This window comes from Spirulina subsalsa PCC 9445, assembly GCF_000314005.1.
GTDB classification, from domain to species: domain Bacteria; phylum Cyanobacteriota; class Cyanobacteriia; order Cyanobacteriales; family Spirulinaceae; genus Spirulina_A; species Spirulina_A subsalsa.
The window spans coordinates 3417222-3436589 of the sequence record NZ_JH980292.1 but is presented as its reverse complement, the minus strand read 5'-3'; the positions used below and the strand labels follow the sequence as shown (position 1 = coordinate 3436589).

Genomic DNA, 19368 nt, shown 5'->3' with positions numbered 1-19368 from the left:
TTGACCCCATGCCTCAGCAGAATTCCTATCATTTTTATACCCTCCGGGTATTGGTTTTAACCCTACTCAGTTTAAGTTTGATTGCCGGATTAAATGCAGGGATAGACCCTTATGAAGCCCTTGGAACAAGACAAATTCGAGGAATTAATAATATTAAACCAGAAAAGAATACTCAAGTTCGACTGTTTAAAACCCTCGCCATTAATCGCCTACAAGTCCAGAGTGTATTCCTCGGTTCATCCCGAACCGAATTCGGTTTAGATTCAAATCATCCCGCCTTAAGTCACCTACAACCGGGGTATAATTTGGCCATTAGTGGCGGTAATATGTATGAGGTCAGACGTTATTTTGATCATGTTATTGCGACCCAGCCAGAGGTTGAAAAAATTGTTCTAGGGCTTGATTTTTTTATGTTTAATCAGTTCCAACAAGTCACCCCCGATTTTAATGAATATCGCTTAGAAGTGCGTCACATTATTCTCAAAGATTTATTCGATGTGCTATTCTCTAAAAGCGCACTGCTTGCCAGTTTTAGAACCTTGAGAAGCAGTCAAAGAGAACCCGATGCAATTGGTTTTTTTTATCCTGATGGTCGTATTAATCCTGATTTTTATATAGCTAAAACCTATCATAATCAACCGAAAAAAGCTCGCTTTGCCAAAGTTTTAGCAGATTTTATGACGCGGGAAGATTTATATGGCAACTATCAGCTTTCCCGAGACTATCTAGAAGACTTAAAGGCAATTATTACAACATCTCAAGCGCAAGGAATTGATTTAACTCTCTTTATTTCTCCCTCCCATGCCATGCAATGGGAAGCTATTCGCGTATCTGGACTCTGGCCAGAATTTGAACAGTGGAAACGAGAACTTGTTAACCTTGCCCCGATCTGGGACTTTTCCGGCTACAATAGCATCACTACTGAACCCCTCACGGATTCAATGGTTCACTATATCGAAAGTTCTCACTATCGGAAAGAAGTCGGGGATTTAATCCTCAATCGAATCTTGAACTACAATCTTGAACAAGTTCCCCCAGATTTTGGGATGTTATTGACTCCTAATAATCTTAAAGATCATTTAGCACAAATTCGCCAAGATCGAGCCGTTTGGGTGAAAAATAACCCGGAGTGGGTGAAGTTTGTCGAGGGGTTAAAACCTGAATAATCGGTTAATGAATTCGGAATTAAACAAGAGAAAGAATCCTCTAAAATACTTAGCTTCGACCTGCTTTTTCTGGTCAATCCGTGCATCTCTAACCATTCTAAGGCGAAGTAATAACCTAAATGGATTAACCCAAAGGAATCCAAGTGTAAATTATCTTCATGTCGGGGAAAGTAACGAGTTTCAACAATTTGGGTATAATTGACCGTTTGATCAACGATTAATTGTCCATGACGGACAGTATTTCCATGCTCAAATGTGCCAAAGTTAAGGGTAGGATGATCGTTTTCTAGGAAAATTAGACCTTGAATAAATGGCAGTTGGGGGGAGTTTAAATCTTGTCGCAGTCGAGAGATAAACTGGGTGAGGTTTTGCGCGTAATTCATGGCCCGATTGCGGTCACTTAGTGTCTCGTTCAGAGAATCCCCTTTTGCATCAGACTCTCCCTGCATCCAGAAAAACCCCGCTACTTCGGGACGATACCCCACCTCACAAAGTTGTGCGATCGCCCTTTGTACCCGTGCCATCATCTCATGATACAACGAATCCTCTAACTTAGGATTCCATTGAGTCTCCAAATCCGTCCCATTCTGTGCATATTTAACCATGGCAACAGGTCGCTGTAGCTGTCTTGCCATCGTCACACCGAGGGTAATTTCCGGCCCAAATCCCTCCCCATTGGCCACACTAGGACTAAAATCAAAGGGTTCCGTCGGCACTTGTAGCGTGACCCACTCCCCCTCCCCACTGTACCATAACACACCGGGCTGAGGCTCTCGCCACTGAGGCGGTAAATCCTCCAAATTAGACCGATATCCCACCATATTCGATTGACCCGCCAAAATCAACAAAGGAATAGTCGGTGAACTAGAGACACAAGGAGTTGTTCGACTTCTACCTTCCTCTGAAGTAGGACTCATCATGGCGATCGCATTCAATGGCAAGAAAAACCCCAACAATACCGCGATATAACTGCCAACCTTTAGCCAAAAATAAATAATCTTCATGGTTTCTCTAATATAAAAAAGTAATGATAGGGATAGAGAGGATCTTGATATTCCTGACGAATCTTTAACCCAGCACTTTCTAAAGATGCAACGATACGCTTTTTCGGATATCCTTTCAGTCCAATTTCCCAGTAATGCTCATCCCGAGTGTAAGTTTCCGTACTCCAAAACTTGGGAATTTGTAACAGCAAACTCCGAGGACGACGATTAAACGAGAGTTGAAACTGAACGCTAAAATAACTGCTATTATAAGGCAAGGAAATCACAAGATATTTCTTAGTAAAATCAGCCAATCGCTTAATGGCTTTCTCAAAATCCTCATAGGGAATATGTTCCAACACCTGAAATAAAGCAATCGCATCAAAAGTATCTCTTGGCAGTTCAAAATCACTTCTCAAATCTAAAACAAAATCTGGCTTTAAATCCGGGTTAAAATCCGCACGAGTCACCTGATACCCTTCTGAGGATAAGAGATGATAAAACAGAGAATTATAAATGCCAATCTCTAACACATTTTTAACCGACTCTCCCAATAACCGGATCATCCTTTTTTGGTTATATTGGCTGATCATTCTCTGCTTGGTTAAATACTCTCCCGGCATTTTCCCTCCTGCTCAATTTAACTAAAAAAACTGGTTTAAATCAGCTTAAATCGGACCTATCTAGGCTTTCGTTTACCCCCGAATTAACCTATTTTTCGGCAATGACCCAAGTCACAACCGGCCATTTTTCATCATTATATTCTGCAATCTTATGTAAAGGATGCCAACGGGCTTCGGGAATCGCTTGATAACGCAGTCCCACCGCATCCATTACCCAAACATACCGATTTCCCCACCCTCCTACTTCAATAATATTAGAAAATTGACCACATAAAAAGGTTAAAGCTTGAGGAGTAAAACGCCAAAAATCTCCCGGATATTCATGAATCGGATTAATAAAACAAGTAGTATGAATGGCTAATCCTCCCGGTTTTAGAACGCGCCAACTTTCATCAATAGCTTGCTGAGGATTGCCTTCGATATGTTCTAAAACCTGATCACTCACCACATAATCAAACTGATTGTTTTCAAAGGGTAAGTCTACAAAATTACAATCCGGATAGTTTGCTTCTTGTAACTCCGATTGAGTTAAATCAAAAAACTGTCGGCACAGATTCGTAGAATGGCTAATAGAAAGAATTTTTCCGGGGGCGATTCTTGGCTTTAAAATACCGGACAAATGCTGATACATATAGTAACGGGTGATGTGGGGGCCTTTTTTAAGCTTATAAGCCGAAGCTTTAATGAGATTTTTTAGCAAGAACTGAGTGGGTTTCGTGATAAACATTAATCTTGACAATAAATGGCTTAATCTGAACCTATTTTACGATACCTTTTGGGGATTTAATCGTTTAATTTGACTTAAAACGGTTCTTGCGGCTTGACTCGGAAGTAGCAATCCGAGTATAATTTTAACCAGAACAATCCAAATCACCTTATTTTTTAAAAAAATAGGTTGATGTTTTAAAGCCGTCCACAAAAAACGGGCAGCCATTAAACTCTGTTTCTGATTAATACCATAGGCTAGCGCATCAAAGGTGAGAAATTTATAGCGATTGCCAATAATTTCCTTGCGGCGCTGCTGAATCCGTTCTGGTGCCGTAGCTAAACATTTATCAATTACCTGTTTATATCCCCGTTCCTGTCGTTCCAAATTCGCAGACCAAGACCCAATAGACTGACGATAAAAGACTTGGGTTTTAGGCACTAAGGCAAAGGGGTATTGAGAGGCTAATCTAATCCACATTTCCCAGTCTTGACCCCCAAGGAGTGACTCATCAAAGGGACCCACCGCTAACAAGGCATCTTTGCGAATTAAGGGATTAGAACCACTGCCAATAAAATCCCCTAATAAAAGCTGTTCATAGACCTGATTTTTAAACCCAAAATGTTGACCTCCCGGCAGTTTATTCCCAAATTCATCAATAAAATCTGTCCAACTATAGGCCACCGCACAATCTGGATTTTCTTGTAATGCCGTCCATTGAGATTCTAATTTATCCGTTGTCCATAAATCATCAGCATCCAAAAAAGCCAGATAGTCTCCCGTTGCTTGTTCAACCCCTCGATTGCGACTTTTTTGGGGGCCAGCGTTGGGGTAAGAAAAGAGACGAATTCGGTCATCTGAGAGACTAGAAATGACCTCTACTGTGTTATCTGTAGACCCATCATTAATAATAATTAACTCTAAATCCTTAAAGCTTTGATTTAAAACCGACTCAGCCGTTGCCTGAATAGTTTTTGCCGCATTATAGGCTGGAATAATTACCGAAATAGCCGCCATGTTATCTCCCCAAGTCACTAATTTTTAAGCGTATCTTAACGACTCCTTGCCTGATTTAACCAATGGAATACACCGATTAAACTTGCACGATAAAACTCCATTTCAAAGGCAGGAATGAGGTCTGACTGCACCTGTTTTTTGTACTGTAAATAATGCTTGACAATCCGGCGTAAATTTCCTATAATTGTTTTTAGTACAATGGCGGGTTTTTGCGAATTTTTGGCATTGATCATCCGTAACTGACAAGTGGCTAAACCACAGGCCCGCGCTAAGGACAATAAATAATCCCGTTCTAAGCGAAATGCGGGGATTTTATGGTTGATGTGCATTTGGGGATTATACCAAATTTCCCAGCCTTGTTGGTGGAGATAAAGTAAGGGTGCATAATCGTCTCCTCTGGCTAAAATAGTCCCCTGATTCCCAACAACTTGAGGGGTTTTGGGAACGGCTTCTTGCCAAGCTTGTTTTTGAACCACTAATCCAGCACCGGGGGGTAATCTTAAGTTATCGGGGTCAAAACGGAAGGGTTCTAAACCATGTTCTCGAATGGCTAAAAAGGCGGCAATTTGTTGAAAGTTTGCAGGAGGTTCTATCTCGTATTCGCCGTGAATTTGTCCGCTAAATGCTCCCGCTTGGGGGTAGTTTTGGCTAAATTCGTAGATGGAGGAAACCCAGTCTGGGGCTGGAATGTTATCATCATCTAAGAAGGCGATATAAGTTCCTTGTGCTTCTTGAATGGCTCGTTCTCTGGCAAAAGCAAGGCCTTGATTGGGTTCAAAATAGTATTTAAGGGGATAGGGGTACAACCAATTTTTTTGATAATGTTCAATCACTTGATGGGTGGTATCTGTGCTATTATTATCAATGATAATAATGTCCCAGTTGATGGGTTCAGTATGGCTCTGTTTCCCTAAAGCATCTAGGACTTCAGGTAGACGTTTTGCTCCGTTATAGGTGGGAATCGCGACGGTGAGAAAAGATGAATCATGGGTCATAAAGAAAAAACCTAATTATTCATTCACAACTACTCCGACGGGGGAATTAGGAAGTTGTCTGTGCCGATTTCTTCGCTTTAAGTAACCGTTAGACCACAGATAACAAAAGCTGTTTAAACTCCCGATTAATAAAGCCCGTTCACAAGCGGCAATCTTATCTTGAACCGATAAACCATAACGGAAGACATGAAGGAGTAATTTTCGCGAGTCGTTGACCCAGTAAGCTGTTGTCAAAAAGGGTCTTAAAATAGGTTTAACTCCCACCATACGAGTGACATAACGACTCAATCCAATGCCGCGAAAGAAGGGAATGAGATATTCCGCTTCTAGGCGTTTAGGGGGTATTTTATGATCAATCTGCATGGCGGGATTATACCAAATTTCCCAGTTAGATAAATGGTGAATATAAGATAAGGCTTCCAGGTCTTCTCCGGTGAGCATACTTCCTTGAATTCGACCGCTCAAAATGCAGTTTTCTGGGACAAATTGTAGCCAAACTTTCCGTCGCACAACTAGCCCAGCCGAAGGAGGAACGAGATTATTTTGAGGATTATAACGTATAGGTTCATCTCCCCATTCTATGATGGCAAAAAAGGATTGAATGCGGGAAAAATTAGGGGGAGGTTCTTGCTTAAAGCATCCATGAATTTGACTGCCATAGGCCCCGGCTTGGGGGTGTTCTCGGGCAAATTGAACGGCTTGCTTGACCCAATCTAATTCGGGGATGTTATCATCATCTAGAAAGCCAATTAATTCGGCTTGGGATTCTCTGACGGAACGCTGACGGGCAAAAGCAGCCCCTTGTTTAGTTTCTAATATATAGCGTAAAGGAATTTGTTGCGACCAGTTTTTCTGAAATTGCTGGACTACTGCGGCTGTGCCATCAGAACTGTTATTATCAACAACTAAAACTTCCCATGAGAGTCCTTCTGTGCTGACTTGCGATCGCAACTTTTCCAATACATCTGGTAAACGCTTCTCCCCGTTATAGGTCGGAATGACCACTGTTAAATCTATCATGTCAATCCATCATGATTCATGGCGGCGGATAGGAACAGTAGGCTTTCAGGTTTAATACTCTAGTTCTACTTTCTCGGCCTACAGTTCCTCCAGTTATCCCTCCTGGGTGAGGGGGAACAGCTTTAACTTACCCTGATTGGCTGTTTAATTTTCAGTTAATCCTACCCCGAAAGTAAAAACAGGGCAAGACGAAACCAAGGATAATGGGTTAAGAAGACTTACCCCCTAATAATCTTGTAAACCACGCCCACTAATTTGGGCGAGTTTTTCCTCATCGGGAACTTCCCCCTCCGTGTAGTAGCCCGCCGCCATTTTGGCCGCAATTTCCACCTGGGCATCTTCGGGGATATAGTGGGGGGGGATGGGGATACGTTCCACCACTTCAATCCCCGAATGGGTGATGGCGTTGTATTTTAAATTACTCATGGAGACAAGACGATCAATCCGGGTCATGCCTAACCACTGTAAAACATCGGGCATTAACTCCTGAAAACGCATATCCTGCACCCCAGCGACGCATTCTGTGCGGGTAAAATAGGCATCCGCGCGATCGCCTCCTTCCTGACGTTTCCGCGCATTGTAGACCAAAAACTTAGTCACTTCCCCTAAAGCGCGTCCCTCCTTACGATTATAAACAATCACCCCCGCCCCTCCCTCCTGGGCGGTTTGAATACAAACCTCAATCCCATGCACTAAATAGGGGCGACAAGTACAAATATCCGACCCAAACACATCCGACCCATTACATTCATCGTGAACGCGCACCGCGACAGGTTTCCTCTCATCCGTAATGGCCTCTAATTCCCCCAAAATATAAACCGTCATGCCGCCAATGGGGGGCAAAAACACATGAAGATCGGGACGAGTGACCAATTCCGGGAACATTCCCCCCGTCTGTTGGAACAAAATCCGTCGCAGATCACTTTCTTTGACCCCAATCCGTTGAGCAATACCGGGGAGATACCACACCGGGTCAATGGCCACTTTAATCACCGATAAACTGGCATTGGCTTTGACAATAGTCCCATCGACTTCAATTCTGTTTTGTGCGATCGCCTCCTGCAACTCCGGCAAATTAATCTGGGCTTTGGTAACAGCAATCGTCGGGCGAATATCATACCCCTGTTCAATCAAAGACCCATAAACCTCCTCCACCATCGCCCCAAAGGGATCGAGGGAAACAATCCGATGGGGATCTCCCCAACTTGGATAAGGCCCCATTTGTACCGGAGGGGCGGTATGGGTCAAATCAGCGCGGTGATCGGGCTGTAGGGAGCCACTGGCCACCGCTAAAGCCCGATAAACGGCATAAGACCCCGAATGAGTCCCGATCACGTTACGGTGGCTTTGGTGGGTCAAACTGCCAATAATCGCACCTCGTTTGAGGGGATCTGGATTCCCCCAGTCAATAGGTAAGACCGAGGATCCTTGACGGTTGGGATGAGAGGTGAGAACAATATGCTTGGGCTTAGACGTAGGTTTTGGCTGATTCATTTTCTGTAACGGCTCATGCTATAAATAAGCCCTGATTGTAGCAATTTGCTTGAGAATGGGGGGAAACTCCAGGACGATTTTCTCAGCAGAACCTTTTGATCCTCCTGCTTTACCATTTGTTCAGTTTTCTGAAATCGCCGAAACTTTATGACTATTGCGCGCACCATTTGTTTAGGTTTTTTGGCCGTGATTTCCGTCGGAACATTGCTCCTCTTGCTGCCCATCTCCACCAGTAGCGGTCATTGGAATAGTCCGATTGTTGCCCTCTTTACCGCCACTTCTGCGGTCTGTGTCACTGGGTTAATTGTTGTCGATACTGGAACTCATTTTTCTCCATTGGGTCAGTGTTTTATTTTGTTATTAATTCAAATTGGCGGTCTGGGGTACATGACCACCAGTACCTTTTTAATTTTAGTCTTGCGTCGTAAGTTTGACTTACGGCAAAAGCTGGCCATTCAAGAATCTTTTGATCGTCCTTTTTTACAAGGTAGCCGCCATTTAATTCGGTCTATTTTTATAACAACCCTGTTTTTTGAATTTACAGGAATGTTGCTCACGTTGCAAACTTTTCAAAAAGATCATGGTTTTTTCCAAGGATTATGGCTAGCTTTTTTTCACAGTATTAGTGCTTGGAATAATGCCGGATTTAGCTTGTTTGAAGACAGCTTGATTAGCTATCAAAACTCCGTTTCAATTAATCTAGTGATTCCATTATTAATTATTTTTGGAGGCATTGGCTATCAAGTTATTTTAGAACTCCAATATTGGTTAAAATCCAAACTAAATGGACAAAGAGTGTTATCTATTTTTTCGCTTAATACTAAAGTAGTAGTTCGCGTGACAGCGTTTTTATTAATTCTCGGAACAATTGGTTTTTTTACCACGGAATTTTTAAACCCAAATACATTAGGTGAACTCACGTTAAAAGAAAAAATTTTCGCGGCTTGGTTTCAGTCGGTCACGACCAGAACCGCAGGATTTAATAGTCTGGATTTTGGCAGTATGAGCGACACTGCCTTATTTATTACCATTGCCTTTATGTTTATCGGGGCTAGTCCTAGTGGCACCGGAGGGGGTCTGAAAACCACCACCTTGGGGATTTTAATTAATTGTACTCGTTCCACCCTACGAGGCAATGAACAGGTGATTATGCACGGTCGCAAGATTCCTAACACCCTGATTTATAAAGCCATTGCTGTTGTCTTGGGATCAGCCACCATGGTGGTGAGCGTCACCACGATTTTATCAATTACCGAAGCTGGGAAATTTGATTTTATCCATCTAGTGTTTGAAGTGGTATCCGCCTTTGCCACTGTGGGGCTTTCTACCGGAATCACGGCAGATTTATCCAATATCAGTAAATTGGTCTTGATTTTCACGATGTACACCGGACGGATTGGGATTTTAGTCTTTATGGCGGCGATTTTCGGCGATCCGCGTCCTACCAGTTTGCAATATCCCGAGGAAAATTTATTAGTTGGCTAAGGGGGGAGGAAGACGAGAGAGGCAAAACAGGGGATAATTTGAGATCAATTCCTATGAGAGCAAAAAAGGATGATTGGGTGTGAACTTGCGATCGCTTAAATTTTTAACCAGTCTCGGTCAAGACAACAAACAATTCGCCGTAATTGGCCTAGGGCGTTTTGGGCGCTCCGTTGCCGGGGCCCTGCACAAAATGGGGTATGAAGTCCTAGGCACCGATATCAGCGAAAAATTAGTGGCCCAGGCCCTAAATGATAAAGTCGCCACCCATGCCATCTCCCTAGATTCCACGGATCCCAACGCGCTCAAAGAAGCGGGAATCTTTGAATTTGATACCGTGATTGTTGCCATCGGTAACTATGTGCAGGAAAGCATTATTACCACCCTTAACGTCAAAGAAGCGGGAGTGAAGCACGTTGTCGCTAAGGCCTCCTCAGAAATTCATGGCAAACTCTTAGAACGAGTCGGGGCGGATCAGGTAGTGTTTCCGGAATATGAAGCGGGCTGTGCTTTGGCTTATACTCTCACCAAACCCGCCATTTTAGAGCGGTTTGACCTTGACCCCGACCACAGTATTGTAGAGGTGTTAGTTCCCGAAGAGTTTCACGGTAAAACCATTGCAGAAATTCAACTGCGGGGTCGGTATGGTTTAACCTTAATTGCTGTCGCTGAAGATGACAAGAAATTTGAGATTAATCCCCTGCCCAATCGTCGTTTAAGTCAAGGTACCGCTATGGTCGTGATTGGTTCCAATGAAGATATTAAGCGCTTGCCGATTTAACCAGATGGCCGCCAATTCCCCATTCCCTTGTCGCTGGGGTAGTTTGCCCACCAAGGGATTTCCCGCCCAAATCACAAAAGTAGATTCTGTTGCGCCCATTGAAGGCGAGCGCGCACAGCTAGTTCTGATTCTTGGGGTAGGTGCGATCGCCAAATCTCCCCAATCCGCTCCCGAAATAGATCCTGTTGTTGTCCTAAGCCCTCCAATCCCACAACGGCCGCATACCTCACCACCCACTCCTCATCCTTGGCTAAGATATAAGACTTCAATTAAGGTCGGAATCGCGGCGAGATCCTGCGCGCATTGCCTTGTCTCCGATGTCTAGGGAGGGAATCATGTAGTAAATTATCCTTAGACCTCATTCATTGCAAATTTTTTTAAGAATCCCAGGTAATGTTAATTGAGTATACAGATTTTAATAATCAGAACGAGGATTTGAGTCGAAAATTTGCCTCTGAGTGGATGGAAGTTGAGCAAACGTTATGTTCTATGCCACTTTATGTCAAAGGATCAAACCAGCAAGGTATAAAAGGAAATATGGTTTTTGATCCCATTGCAACCAATGCTTATATCAAGAACAGTCTTCAATCTAAAGGATGGATCGCTAATGCAGCCATACCAGAACATATAAACCCATTGGGCAAAGATGTTGATTTTACTAAAAATACTGTTTTATTAGAGATCCAGTTTTCTCACTACGCATTCTTGCTGAATAATATTATCAGAAGTGAAGTTTTTTTCAAATCAAGATCAGCACTCAATAGCCACTCCGTTGCTCTGATGGTTTTAGTAACAAAGTTCGATATATTACCATCTGCAAATAGTTCACTCCATTATACCCAAGCGGTTGAGCAACTGCTCGTTATTGAAACAGCAAATATCTTTAGTTTACCCACTAGGATTGTCGGACTTAATGTGGATATAGAAAACGAGATCCAAGCGATTTTTACCCAGTACCAGTCTCCCCAGAGTCGCAGGATTGAATCTCAAACCCCCATCAATTGTATGGTTCAAAAAAGTGGCAAAACTTTTAAAATTAGAGCGATTGGTTAATATTCTCGAAAAGAGGTAATGTTTTCCAAGAAGTCTCTTGACTATTTGACTGATTTTTAACTTGACCTCCCTCAAAATAATCCTCTGGTTCTGCTTCCTCTCTCAGTTTTGCAGAAAAGACTGATTCTTCATACTCTAAGCGTCTCTCTAATTCTTGACGATGATAACTTTCAGGATAAATACAAGCTTGAGATTGAGGGGTCGCAAACTTACCAACTTGCTTGTCAAACTTAAATTTCTCAATAGGTTCGCCTGTTTTTTCTACATAAGAACGTAACGTTTTTAAATTGGGGAAATAATTATCTTGATCCGGAATGCCTAATAATCTTCTTTGAGCAACTTTATAATAATGGGCATCGATTTCTGAACCCATATAGTATCGATTATGATTTTGTGCAACTACAGCAACTGTTCCCGATCCCATATAAGGATCAAGCACAATATTACCTTCATTCGTAGTAGATAGAATTATTCTCGCTACTAAATCTTCGGGAAACTGACAAGGGTGAATCGTTTGTTCCTCATGATTATGTTTCACATTGCGGAATAGCCAAATATCTCCAGGATTCTTTCCGTCAGGATGACAGGAAAATTCTCCTTTTTTTGCGCCGCGATAGTGCTTTTTATTTTTATATTTTTGTGGAACTCGAATTGGATCAAGATTAAAAGTGTATTGATCACTTTTTGTAAACCATAAAATTGTTTCGTGTCTACAAGAAAATTTGTTGCGACTATGTAAACCATGTTGTCTGATCCAAACAATTCGATTCCGAGGATATAACCCCAGTGACTCTAGAATTGGGAAAAAACGGATATCCAATGGAATCAAAGAGCCAGATTGAGAAAAAGCCCCAACCTGCCAAAAAATTGAACCAGAAGACTTTAACAATCGGGCGCATTCTTTTAATACCTTACGCTGCTCTGTCAGATAGAGATCAAGTGCTTTTCTGGATTCATATTCTTTGCCTAAATTGTAGGGCGGAGATGATAAGATTAAGTCTACAGATTGATCAGGCAACGACCGCAGGAAGGTCAGGCAATCCCCCAAATACAAGGCATTAATGGGTAGATATTGGTGCTGAGTGGTTTCGTTCATCGAATTCATCAAAAATTTGGGAGATTAACTACCAATGAGGCTCCCCCCACCTACCTAGGGCGAGGTGGGGGAATGCGTTGCTATTTTTGTTCAAGGTCTAATGACAAGTCTAGTTTGGAACTTAAGCTGTTAATCATTTAAATTTCTATCTCAATCCAAGGGAGTCAAAGGTTTTAGCGTATGGAATCGGCGGTTAAATGCCTATCAGCTTAGGATTCCATTGTATCTGGTGATTTCCTCTTAAGCAATACATCAGTCTTAATATCAATTTAACTTGAGTTGTGTGCAAAAGGGGAAGGTTCGGGGAGGGGGGAACAGTTGACCTCTTCCCCCCTCCGCCCTATTCCTAACTCCAGGACTTATTCAGCAAGCCTTCGCTAAATTTTGTTCGCCCATTGAAGGCGAGCGCGTACAGCCAGTTCCGATTCTTGGGACAAATGCGATCGCCAAATCTCCCCAATCCGCTCCCGAAACTGACTCTGTTGTTGCCCTAAGCCCTCCAATCCCACAACGGCCGCATACCTCACCACCCATTCCTCATCCTTGGTTAAGATATGCGCTAAGGTGGTCAAGGTGCGTTCTTGGGCAGTTGTTCGCTCCTTCGGGGGCAGTTTCTCCCACTGGATCCCCCCCAAACCCTTAGCCGCCGCCCGACGAACACTTAAGGCGAAATCCTGACTAGCCGCCTCTAGGAGCATCTCCAAGGCCCGAGGATCCCCAATCCGAGCCAGAGCGCGATTCGCCCAAGCTCTCGCCCCATAATCATAACCGTCAATATTTTCCAAGAGAATGGGAACGGCTTGTTCCCCCAGTTTAACCAGTCCCTCCACAGCCGCCACGGCCGCGCCGGGGTTATTGTAGCCCAAGACTTCGATTAAGGTCGGAATCGCGTCGAGATCCTGCGCGTTGGCCAAATTCCAAACCGCTTGAACCAAAGTATTCGGAGAGGTGGCCTGTTCAATGGCGGTAATTAGTTGTTGAACGTGGGTCATGGAATCAGTGATTAAGTAGGGCTTGCTGAATCAGTCAGGTGTATTAAAGCAATCCGTCCATTAATTGCATAATGTGAATGCTCTCAGGGGAAAATTCCCCGGTTTCAGGGGAGGAGGGGAGATGGCGCAGGGAGTATTCTAACAAACCTTTGAGGGCAATTACTTTTAAACTATTTTCGGCTAGGGTTTGGGCGATCGCATCAGCCCCCGACAAATACCCCACCGCTCCCAAATCAATCAACGCCGAACGCCGCAACGGTAACTTATCCGCCTGTAACCCTTGCACCAGTCGTTCCCCATATTGTGGCTCTTGGGTTAACTGGTATAACGCCCGGGCGGCCGCTAACTGGACTTTTTCTACTGGATGACTTAAAAAAGGCTGAATCAAGGGCACCGTTTCCTCTAGGCCCAACGTCCCTAATGCTTCTAAAATTGCCTCATAGGGCTGGACTAAATGGGGTTTCCCCGGCACCGGAATGGCCGCCTCTACCCCCCCCGCTAATAGGTTGATCAGCGCGGATCCACAACTTTGATCCCCCAACTGTTCCAAAGCTTGGGCAGCAGCTTCCCGCACATAATAATCCGGGCAGTCTAGGCCCTGAATCAACGCCGGAACAACCCTAGGTTCGTTTAACTTGCCCAAAGCGCGGGCGGCATTGCGGCGCAGGGGATAGCCCCCATCAGGGGAACGATCGGCTTCATCCTCTAGTGCCCTGAGCAAGGCATCAATGGCTTCCGGTTGGCTAACGCGAAACTTCCCCAACCACCAAGCGGCATAATAACGCAGCCCTAAATCCTCGGTTTGTTGGAGATTGGCGATCGCCTGTTCAACCGTTAACCCTTCTACCCCTTGCTCCATCTTGACTCCCTCCCTTGTGCCAATCGTTCCCCTCTAGTCTTAATCTTCCTCAGACTCAGCCGCCGCAGGTGCTTCGCTGCCATCTAGGGGTTGAATGTTCACAATCCGACCCCCTAAACGGGTAATCCGCTTGTACTCATCACTCATCCGGTCATAGGACACGGTGATAAACGTGCTACCACTGCGACGGACAGGAAACTTGCGCTTATTGGTTTCCCCATTTTGGCGCATCCCTTCCACTTCAAAGCGGAACATCCGAGCATCGGCGGCAACATTAGCTACTGTAGTTTGACCGTACATCGTGGAAATTGCTCCTAACTTAAATAAACAACTGAAAGACAATTTTTATAGCAGAGATGATGGTAAGCTAGGAAAGCCTACCATCATCGTTGAACAACGAGCAGTGCAGTTTAGGACGGGGGAGAGTTGGGACGATTCAAACTCAAAACTGCCCATCTTGACTTGATCTCTTGACTCATCACCTGTCCTATTAGCACTGATCTATTTACGCAGGGCGCACGCTGATGATTTTGCCCCCAGAACGCAGAATTTGCTGCATCCGTTGAGACAGCTGCTCATAGGGGACGAGGTAGGCGGTTTTGCTCCGGGGAATCACCGGGCGAATTTGACGGCTGATTAAGCCTGTCACTTCAATCCGATAGATCCGACCTTCTTCATTGCCAATCCCACCAAAAGAACTTTGAGGCACTTGGTAAGCTTCGCCACTCCCAGTCGGAACGGTAATTGAAGCGGCAACGTTGGTAGCCAGTTGACGGTTTAAACGGGCAACCATCCCACCCGCTTGGGTGCGATCGCTGGTAGCATAACCCCGATAGAGGTTAAACATCCGTGTAAAACCCACAGTTCTCGAACCGGCATCTACGCCAAAGCCCGTGAAGTAAGGCACAATATTGTCACCAAACTTCTGAGCGTATTCTTCGCTCTCAAAATAGGAGTCAATCTCCGCATCAAAACCTTGATCTTCACAAAGGTTAGTGTGGTAAGCTAGCTCTTCCTGATCGTAAGGCGCACGACCCAACAAGTGCTTAAAGTTCACTTCCACAAAACGTTGATTATTATTCGAGAGGAAAAACTTTTCTTTGTATAAATCTGATTTCGCCAAAGCACGGACAAAATCCCGCACGCTGATATTCCCTTGACGCAGTAAAGATTCTGCGGAGGTCAGACGCTGGGAAGACATAATGTAATCATTACCAAATACCTGACGGTAAGCGGCACGAATCACATTCTGCACTTCATCTTCTGTCCAGTCAGGACGCAACTCGACTTTGCTTCCATCAAAGGAATCTAAGCCAAGTCTGCCTGCTTCTTTTAAATTGGCGGCGACTAAAGTGGCCATAAGCACTTTTCTCCCAATTAGCAGAGGTTTTCGATTTGAGCTTGAAAAGACAATGCCCGGAAAAATCGGCAACTGCTAGCAAGTTTGCCAACACTCGCTCATTTTTCCGGGCAACGGAACCGCGATGACTAGCTCAGAGCGTTGATAGCGTAGTCAATGTAGGTGTTGGCTTCGTTAGCCGCTTGACCGCTCAAACCGTGGTTAGCTTTGATGTATTTCAGAGCTTCAACATACCAGCTAGGAGAGAGTTCAAAGGTGCTGTTGATTTCATCTAAACCAGCAATTAAGTACTCATCCATAGGACCGGTACCACCAGAAATCAGGCAGTAAGTCACCATGCGCAGGTAGTGACCGATGTCACGAGCGCATTTGTCTTTACCGCGTTGGTCGTAAGCGTAGTTAGGCCCTTGCATTTGGGTGGTGTAAGGGAATTTTTGGTAAACGGCGTTAGCCGCACCGCTTACTAAGGAGCTAGAATTCTGAGTTAAAGCGCGAGCCGCTTCCATGCTGGCAGTAGCGCGCTCGAAGCGGCCACGTACAGATTGCAGTTCGCTGTTGCTCAGAAAGCGTCCTTGGGAATCAGCAGAAGAAATTGCTTCGGTGATAGGGGTCTTCATTGTTCTCGGATTCTCCTAAACTTAAACTCTGTTTCCGGATTGTTTGTGATTAAAAAATTTGTGCCGAAGGTCTAATTGAGCAGGTCTAATTGCTCTAGACCGGATAGACAAGGCTATTTCTAGGCAACAGCAGCAGCAGCGCGATCGAAGTAGCTAGCAACTTCAGACATTAATTGGCTGCAATCCCCTTGGGTGATGCCGTTGGGGTCGTTAGCAATTTTAACCGCAGCGTCTTTCATTTTGGCAACGCCAGCCGCAACGGAAGCACCAGGAACACCCAGAGCTTGGTAGGTTTCACGCAGACCGTTTAAACAACGATCTTCGAGAACGCTAGCATCGCCGGCTAAGGTAGCGTAGCTAACATAGCGCAGGATGATTTCCATGTCGCGCAAACAAGCAGCCATACGACGGTTGGTGTAGGCATTTCCACCGGGTTGCACCAGTTGGGGCTGTTCAGCGAACAGAGCGCGAGCAGCGTCGGTCACGATAGCAGCAGAGTTGCTGGTGATGCGGTTCACAACGTCTAAGCGTTTGTTGCCGTCAGCAACCATGGCGGATAAAGCGTCTAACTGTTCGCCGCTCAGGAATTCGCCGCGAGAGTCTGCTTGAGAAACAACCCTTGTAAATGCGTCAAACATTGAGTCAATCTCCTCTTGTTATGGTTCGTTTTGATGGTTGGCTAGATTTTTGCTCTAGCTACTTCAGATTTGAAAGGCATCAGACGGGCTTAAAACCCTTTTCTTAAAACTTGGTCTTTGCTTAGTGAGTTTGTAACCGTTTGTGAAGCTTTATCTTCCTTTCTCAGTTTCATTGTGTATTTATACTTACAGAACGAATTTCCTGAGAGGGATATTCTTGTTTTATGAGAATTGGGTCTAACTTCACGGTGGCTTGCTCGACTAGAGCTTGACCTCTTGTTTAAACCTTCCGGTTATCTTTATACACTGCTTCCGGGTCATTTTAAAGTTACAAATTATTAAGTAAATTTTGGGGGATTTTTTTAATTTTCTTAACGTTTTTTTACGTTTGCCATGCCTACAATAGGAAGTTTGGCTGGCAAAAAAAATCCCCCCTAGGTAATAAGCCGGGGAGATATGGGAGAATCGTTGACTAGACCAAAGCTAAGAGCATAAGCGGGGGCTAAGTTGGGTCTGTGGGGCAACTTTGCCTGCTTTTGCCGGAAAACATCCCAAAATAGGGGTTAAATCCGTTTTTCGAGGTACTGACCAATCATCTGTTCTTGTCCAGCACGGGAGATGATGGTCTGGCGAGTGCGATAAAGTTCGCCGATCAGTTTCAATTCTTCTTCAAACACTGAGCCTTTATACTCAGAGCGGAGGCACATGGTTTTAGGTTGAGAAAAGTAATATTGCGCTTTGATGGGTTTGGGGGTGGCAAAACCGCGATCGCGATAAAGTTCATTCCCTAAAACACCAAAGAGGGTAGATCCTTTAGAAGGTTTTCGCTCGGTTCCGGTATAGCTACTTTCCCAAGTGACCTCTGAACCACAAATAAAGACCTCTAAATTGTCTAAATGGTGCATTTTAGCTAGTTGAATCAATTCAGGGGCTCCGGGTTCGATATAGCGAACATGGATTAAACTGACCACTTCTTGCGCTTCCCCATTACTCAGGGTGTAATAACGCCGTTGAGAGTGCCAGTCTCCGGCGGAATCCTGAAAGAATTCCTGAGCTAGCATTTCTGGGGATAGTTCAACCGCTTGTGTCACGTTTTGCATAGAGCTTTTCCTAGATTCGCTTGTTGCTGCATGATGCGTTACCTTCGTAAAGCAAACAGCAGCATTTTTTACAATTTTTAATAATCTTAACAAAAACTCAAAAACGATAAGTAAAAATGCTCATTTTATCCACAATTCGTTATTGAGAGAAAATTTTTGCGCTCAAGGGGTGTCGCTGGGGAAGGATGAGCTATAATGGGGTGAATTGATAATTGATAATTTAAGGTAATGCTCTGCCTCGTGGCAGGGCGTTTGTTTTTTGGTGTTTGTTTTTTGGTGTTTGTTTGGTTTCGGGTTGGTTGGATTAGCCATCCAGCCCGAGAAAAACCCCACGCCGCCCTGTAAGGGAGACGTGGGGAGGGGAAAACCCTAACTATATTAGATAGATCCTGAATTCTATCTATTGTTCAGGGATTCGATCCTGATTAGGCATCACTTTCAATGTGGATGAAGAGTAAACCCATCACTACAGCAGGCATGAGCCAGCAGACGAGGGGAATCAGAATCCAAGGCAGGTAAGAAGCTGCGTATGCGCCTGTCATATCCAGTATTTCCTTATTTTCAAAGTTTTGACAAACAAAATTGTAAGCCTAACCTCTATTCTGGGTTGAAAAGAGGGTTAGTGTTCAACCTCTCTGCATAGAAAGGTTGAGGGAGGGAGCGCGATCGCCCAAAATCTCCCTTAGCTCTAGTTGACTAAACCTCTGAGGATGGCATCTACGCTGATAAAGTTTTCCAACAAGAAGTAAGCCACAAACGCGCCACCCATTGCACCGACGAAGAAGCCAGCCGTGAACTGACTCCAACCTTGGCCGGTTTTCAGTTCTTCGGGAGCGCCGACGGTGTTTTCAATGTAGGCGGCTTTGCTGTTGTCTTGGGGGAAGGACACTAAACCATAGGCAGACATTCCGGCCGTGGCGATGAGAATTAAGGCGATCGCAGAAACTAAACCGCCTAAGTTCGCCGCGTCGGGATAGTCGCGCAGGGGGCCGACTACAACCCAGGGGCCCAACATAAAGTAACCGTGAGCCATACCCACTTCTAGGCCGCGCACGATGGGGGAAATCCCTTTCCGGTAAGCAGGCAAATTGCCAATAAACGCTTTTGTGAAACCCGAAGCTGAAACAGGAGTTGCTAAATGCCCTTTAAAGGGGGCGAACTCGTCATCATAATAAGGTTTGATCAAATCTGGCATATTGCCATCTCCTCTTAGGTAATTGTAAGCAAGCTCATACAAATGTTGAGGTTGTCTTATTTTAGGCAGTGAAGGGGAATTTGTTGCCGCAATCTTAGCAGAGTGTTAAAAAAAGTTTACTTTTCTCAGATTTTTACCCCCTCTCCCGACTCCACTTTGACTATGCAGTTATCGAGCGTAGCCGAGATGCA

At 44.5% G+C, this 19368-nt stretch carries 22 protein-coding genes; 4 read left to right on the top strand and 18 right to left on the bottom strand.

Annotated elements, in window-relative coordinates:
• Positions 1–8 precede the first annotated feature (8 nt).
• On the top strand, positions 9–1166 hold the full coding sequence (locus tag SPI9445_RS0115610) for a hypothetical protein (RefSeq protein WP_017305707.1): 1158 nt from the start codon (positions 9–11) through the stop codon (positions 1164–1166).
• Here SPI9445_RS0115610 and SPI9445_RS0115605 read toward each other — a convergent pair.
• The 7 genes from SPI9445_RS0115605 to SPI9445_RS0115575 form a co-directional block, all read right to left on the bottom strand.
• Complete coding sequence (locus SPI9445_RS0115605) at positions 1076–2170, bottom strand: sialate O-acetylesterase (protein ID WP_017305706.1); 1095 nt, start codon at positions 2168–2170, stop codon at positions 1076–1078. The genes SPI9445_RS0115610 and SPI9445_RS0115605 overlap by 91 nt on opposite strands.
• Positions 2167–2772 carry a class I SAM-dependent methyltransferase gene (locus tag SPI9445_RS0115600; protein ID WP_017305705.1) on the bottom strand — a complete coding sequence of 202 codons (606 nt, stop codon included), beginning with the start codon at positions 2770–2772 and terminating at the stop codon, positions 2167–2169. The genes SPI9445_RS0115605 and SPI9445_RS0115600 overlap by 4 nt, the downstream gene beginning before the upstream one ends.
• A gap of 88 nt (positions 2773–2860) precedes the next feature.
• Complete coding sequence (locus tag SPI9445_RS0115595; RefSeq protein ID WP_017305704.1) at positions 2861–3499, bottom strand: class I SAM-dependent methyltransferase; 639 nt, start codon at positions 3497–3499, stop codon at positions 2861–2863.
• Positions 3500–3535: 36 nt separating this feature from the next.
• Positions 3536–4513: a glycosyltransferase family 2 protein gene (locus tag SPI9445_RS0115590; RefSeq protein ID WP_202803708.1), complete on the bottom strand. Its 978-nt coding sequence runs from the start codon at positions 4511–4513 to the stop codon at positions 3536–3538.
• Between the two features lie 17 nt (positions 4514–4530).
• A complete protein-coding gene (gene hpsE / locus SPI9445_RS0115585) occupies positions 4531–5490 on the bottom strand; it encodes a hormogonium polysaccharide biosynthesis glycosyltransferase HpsE (protein WP_017305702.1) in 960 nt (319 codons plus the stop codon).
• 15 nt (positions 5491–5505) lie between these two features.
• Positions 5506–6510 carry a hormogonium polysaccharide biosynthesis glycosyltransferase HpsE gene (hpsE, locus tag SPI9445_RS0115580; RefSeq protein ID WP_017305701.1) on the bottom strand — a complete coding sequence of 335 codons (1005 nt, stop codon included), beginning with the start codon at positions 6508–6510 and terminating at the stop codon, positions 5506–5508.
• A gap of 225 nt (positions 6511–6735) precedes the next feature.
• The gene (locus tag SPI9445_RS0115575; protein ID WP_017305700.1) at positions 6736–8004 is read right to left on the bottom strand and encodes a GTP cyclohydrolase II; all 1269 of its coding nucleotides are present in this window, start codon (positions 8002–8004) and stop codon (positions 6736–6738) included.
• 147 nt (positions 8005–8151) lie between these two features.
• Between SPI9445_RS0115575 and SPI9445_RS0115570 the strand changes: the two genes are divergently transcribed.
• Positions 8152–9489 carry a TrkH family potassium uptake protein gene (locus SPI9445_RS0115570; RefSeq protein ID WP_017305699.1) on the top strand — a complete coding sequence of 446 codons (1338 nt, stop codon included), beginning with the start codon at positions 8152–8154 and terminating at the stop codon, positions 9487–9489.
• Between the two features lie 79 nt (positions 9490–9568).
• On the top strand, positions 9569–10267 hold the full coding sequence (locus SPI9445_RS0115565) for a potassium channel family protein (RefSeq protein WP_017305698.1): 699 nt from the start codon (positions 9569–9571) through the stop codon (positions 10265–10267).
• A 71-nt stretch (positions 10268–10338) separates the two neighbouring features.
• On the opposite strand, the gene SPI9445_RS0115560 is transcribed toward SPI9445_RS0115565, so the two are convergent.
• Positions 10339–10536: a hypothetical protein gene (locus SPI9445_RS0115560; protein WP_017305697.1), complete on the bottom strand. Its 198-nt coding sequence runs from the start codon at positions 10534–10536 to the stop codon at positions 10339–10341.
• Between the two features lie 124 nt (positions 10537–10660).
• Here SPI9445_RS0115560 and SPI9445_RS25820 point away from each other — a divergent pair, with 124 nt between their 5' ends.
• Entirely contained in the window at positions 10661–11320 is a 660-nt protein-coding gene (locus SPI9445_RS25820) for a BglII/BstYI family type II restriction endonuclease (protein WP_017305696.1), read from the top strand.
• On the opposite strand, the gene SPI9445_RS0115550 is transcribed toward SPI9445_RS25820, so the two are convergent.
• The 10 genes from SPI9445_RS0115550 to SPI9445_RS0115505 form a co-directional block, all read right to left on the bottom strand.
• Entirely contained in the window at positions 11304–12416 is a 1113-nt protein-coding gene (locus SPI9445_RS0115550) for a DNA-methyltransferase (RefSeq protein WP_017305695.1), read from the bottom strand. The genes SPI9445_RS25820 and SPI9445_RS0115550 overlap by 17 nt on opposite strands.
• Positions 12417–12793: 377 nt before the next feature.
• The gene (locus SPI9445_RS0115545; protein ID WP_017305694.1) at positions 12794–13408 is read right to left on the bottom strand and encodes a HEAT repeat domain-containing protein; all 615 of its coding nucleotides are present in this window, start codon (positions 13406–13408) and stop codon (positions 12794–12796) included.
• A 43-nt stretch (positions 13409–13451) separates the two neighbouring features.
• Positions 13452–14267 (bottom strand): HEAT repeat domain-containing protein, encoded by an 816-nt coding sequence (locus SPI9445_RS0115540; RefSeq protein WP_017305693.1) that lies wholly within the window; start codon positions 14265–14267, stop codon positions 13452–13454.
• Between the two features lie 39 nt (positions 14268–14306).
• Positions 14307–14567, bottom strand: coding sequence for a phycobilisome linker polypeptide (locus tag SPI9445_RS0115535; protein ID WP_017305692.1), 261 nt, complete (start codon positions 14565–14567; stop codon positions 14307–14309).
• 205 nt (positions 14568–14772) lie between these two features.
• A complete protein-coding gene (locus SPI9445_RS0115530; RefSeq protein ID WP_017305691.1) occupies positions 14773–15627 on the bottom strand; it encodes a phycobilisome linker polypeptide in 855 nt (284 codons plus the stop codon).
• Positions 15628–15755: 128 nt separating this feature from the next.
• On the bottom strand, positions 15756–16244 hold the full coding sequence (gene cpcA / locus SPI9445_RS0115525; protein WP_017305690.1) for a phycocyanin subunit alpha: 489 nt from the start codon (positions 16242–16244) through the stop codon (positions 15756–15758).
• A 119-nt stretch (positions 16245–16363) separates the two neighbouring features.
• Positions 16364–16882 carry a phycocyanin subunit beta gene (locus SPI9445_RS0115520; RefSeq protein ID WP_017305689.1) on the bottom strand — a complete coding sequence of 173 codons (519 nt, stop codon included), beginning with the start codon at positions 16880–16882 and terminating at the stop codon, positions 16364–16366.
• 563 nt (positions 16883–17445) lie between these two features.
• The gene (locus SPI9445_RS0115515) at positions 17446–17982 is read right to left on the bottom strand and encodes a phycobiliprotein lyase (protein WP_017305688.1); all 537 of its coding nucleotides are present in this window, start codon (positions 17980–17982) and stop codon (positions 17446–17448) included.
• Between the two features lie 425 nt (positions 17983–18407).
• Entirely contained in the window at positions 18408–18524 is a 117-nt protein-coding gene (locus SPI9445_RS28680) for a photosystem I reaction center subunit VIII (protein WP_071525295.1), read from the bottom strand.
• 146 nt (positions 18525–18670) lie between these two features.
• Positions 18671–19177 carry a photosystem I reaction center protein subunit XI gene (locus SPI9445_RS0115505; protein WP_017305686.1) on the bottom strand — a complete coding sequence of 169 codons (507 nt, stop codon included), beginning with the start codon at positions 19175–19177 and terminating at the stop codon, positions 18671–18673.
• Positions 19178–19368 lie beyond the last annotated feature (191 nt).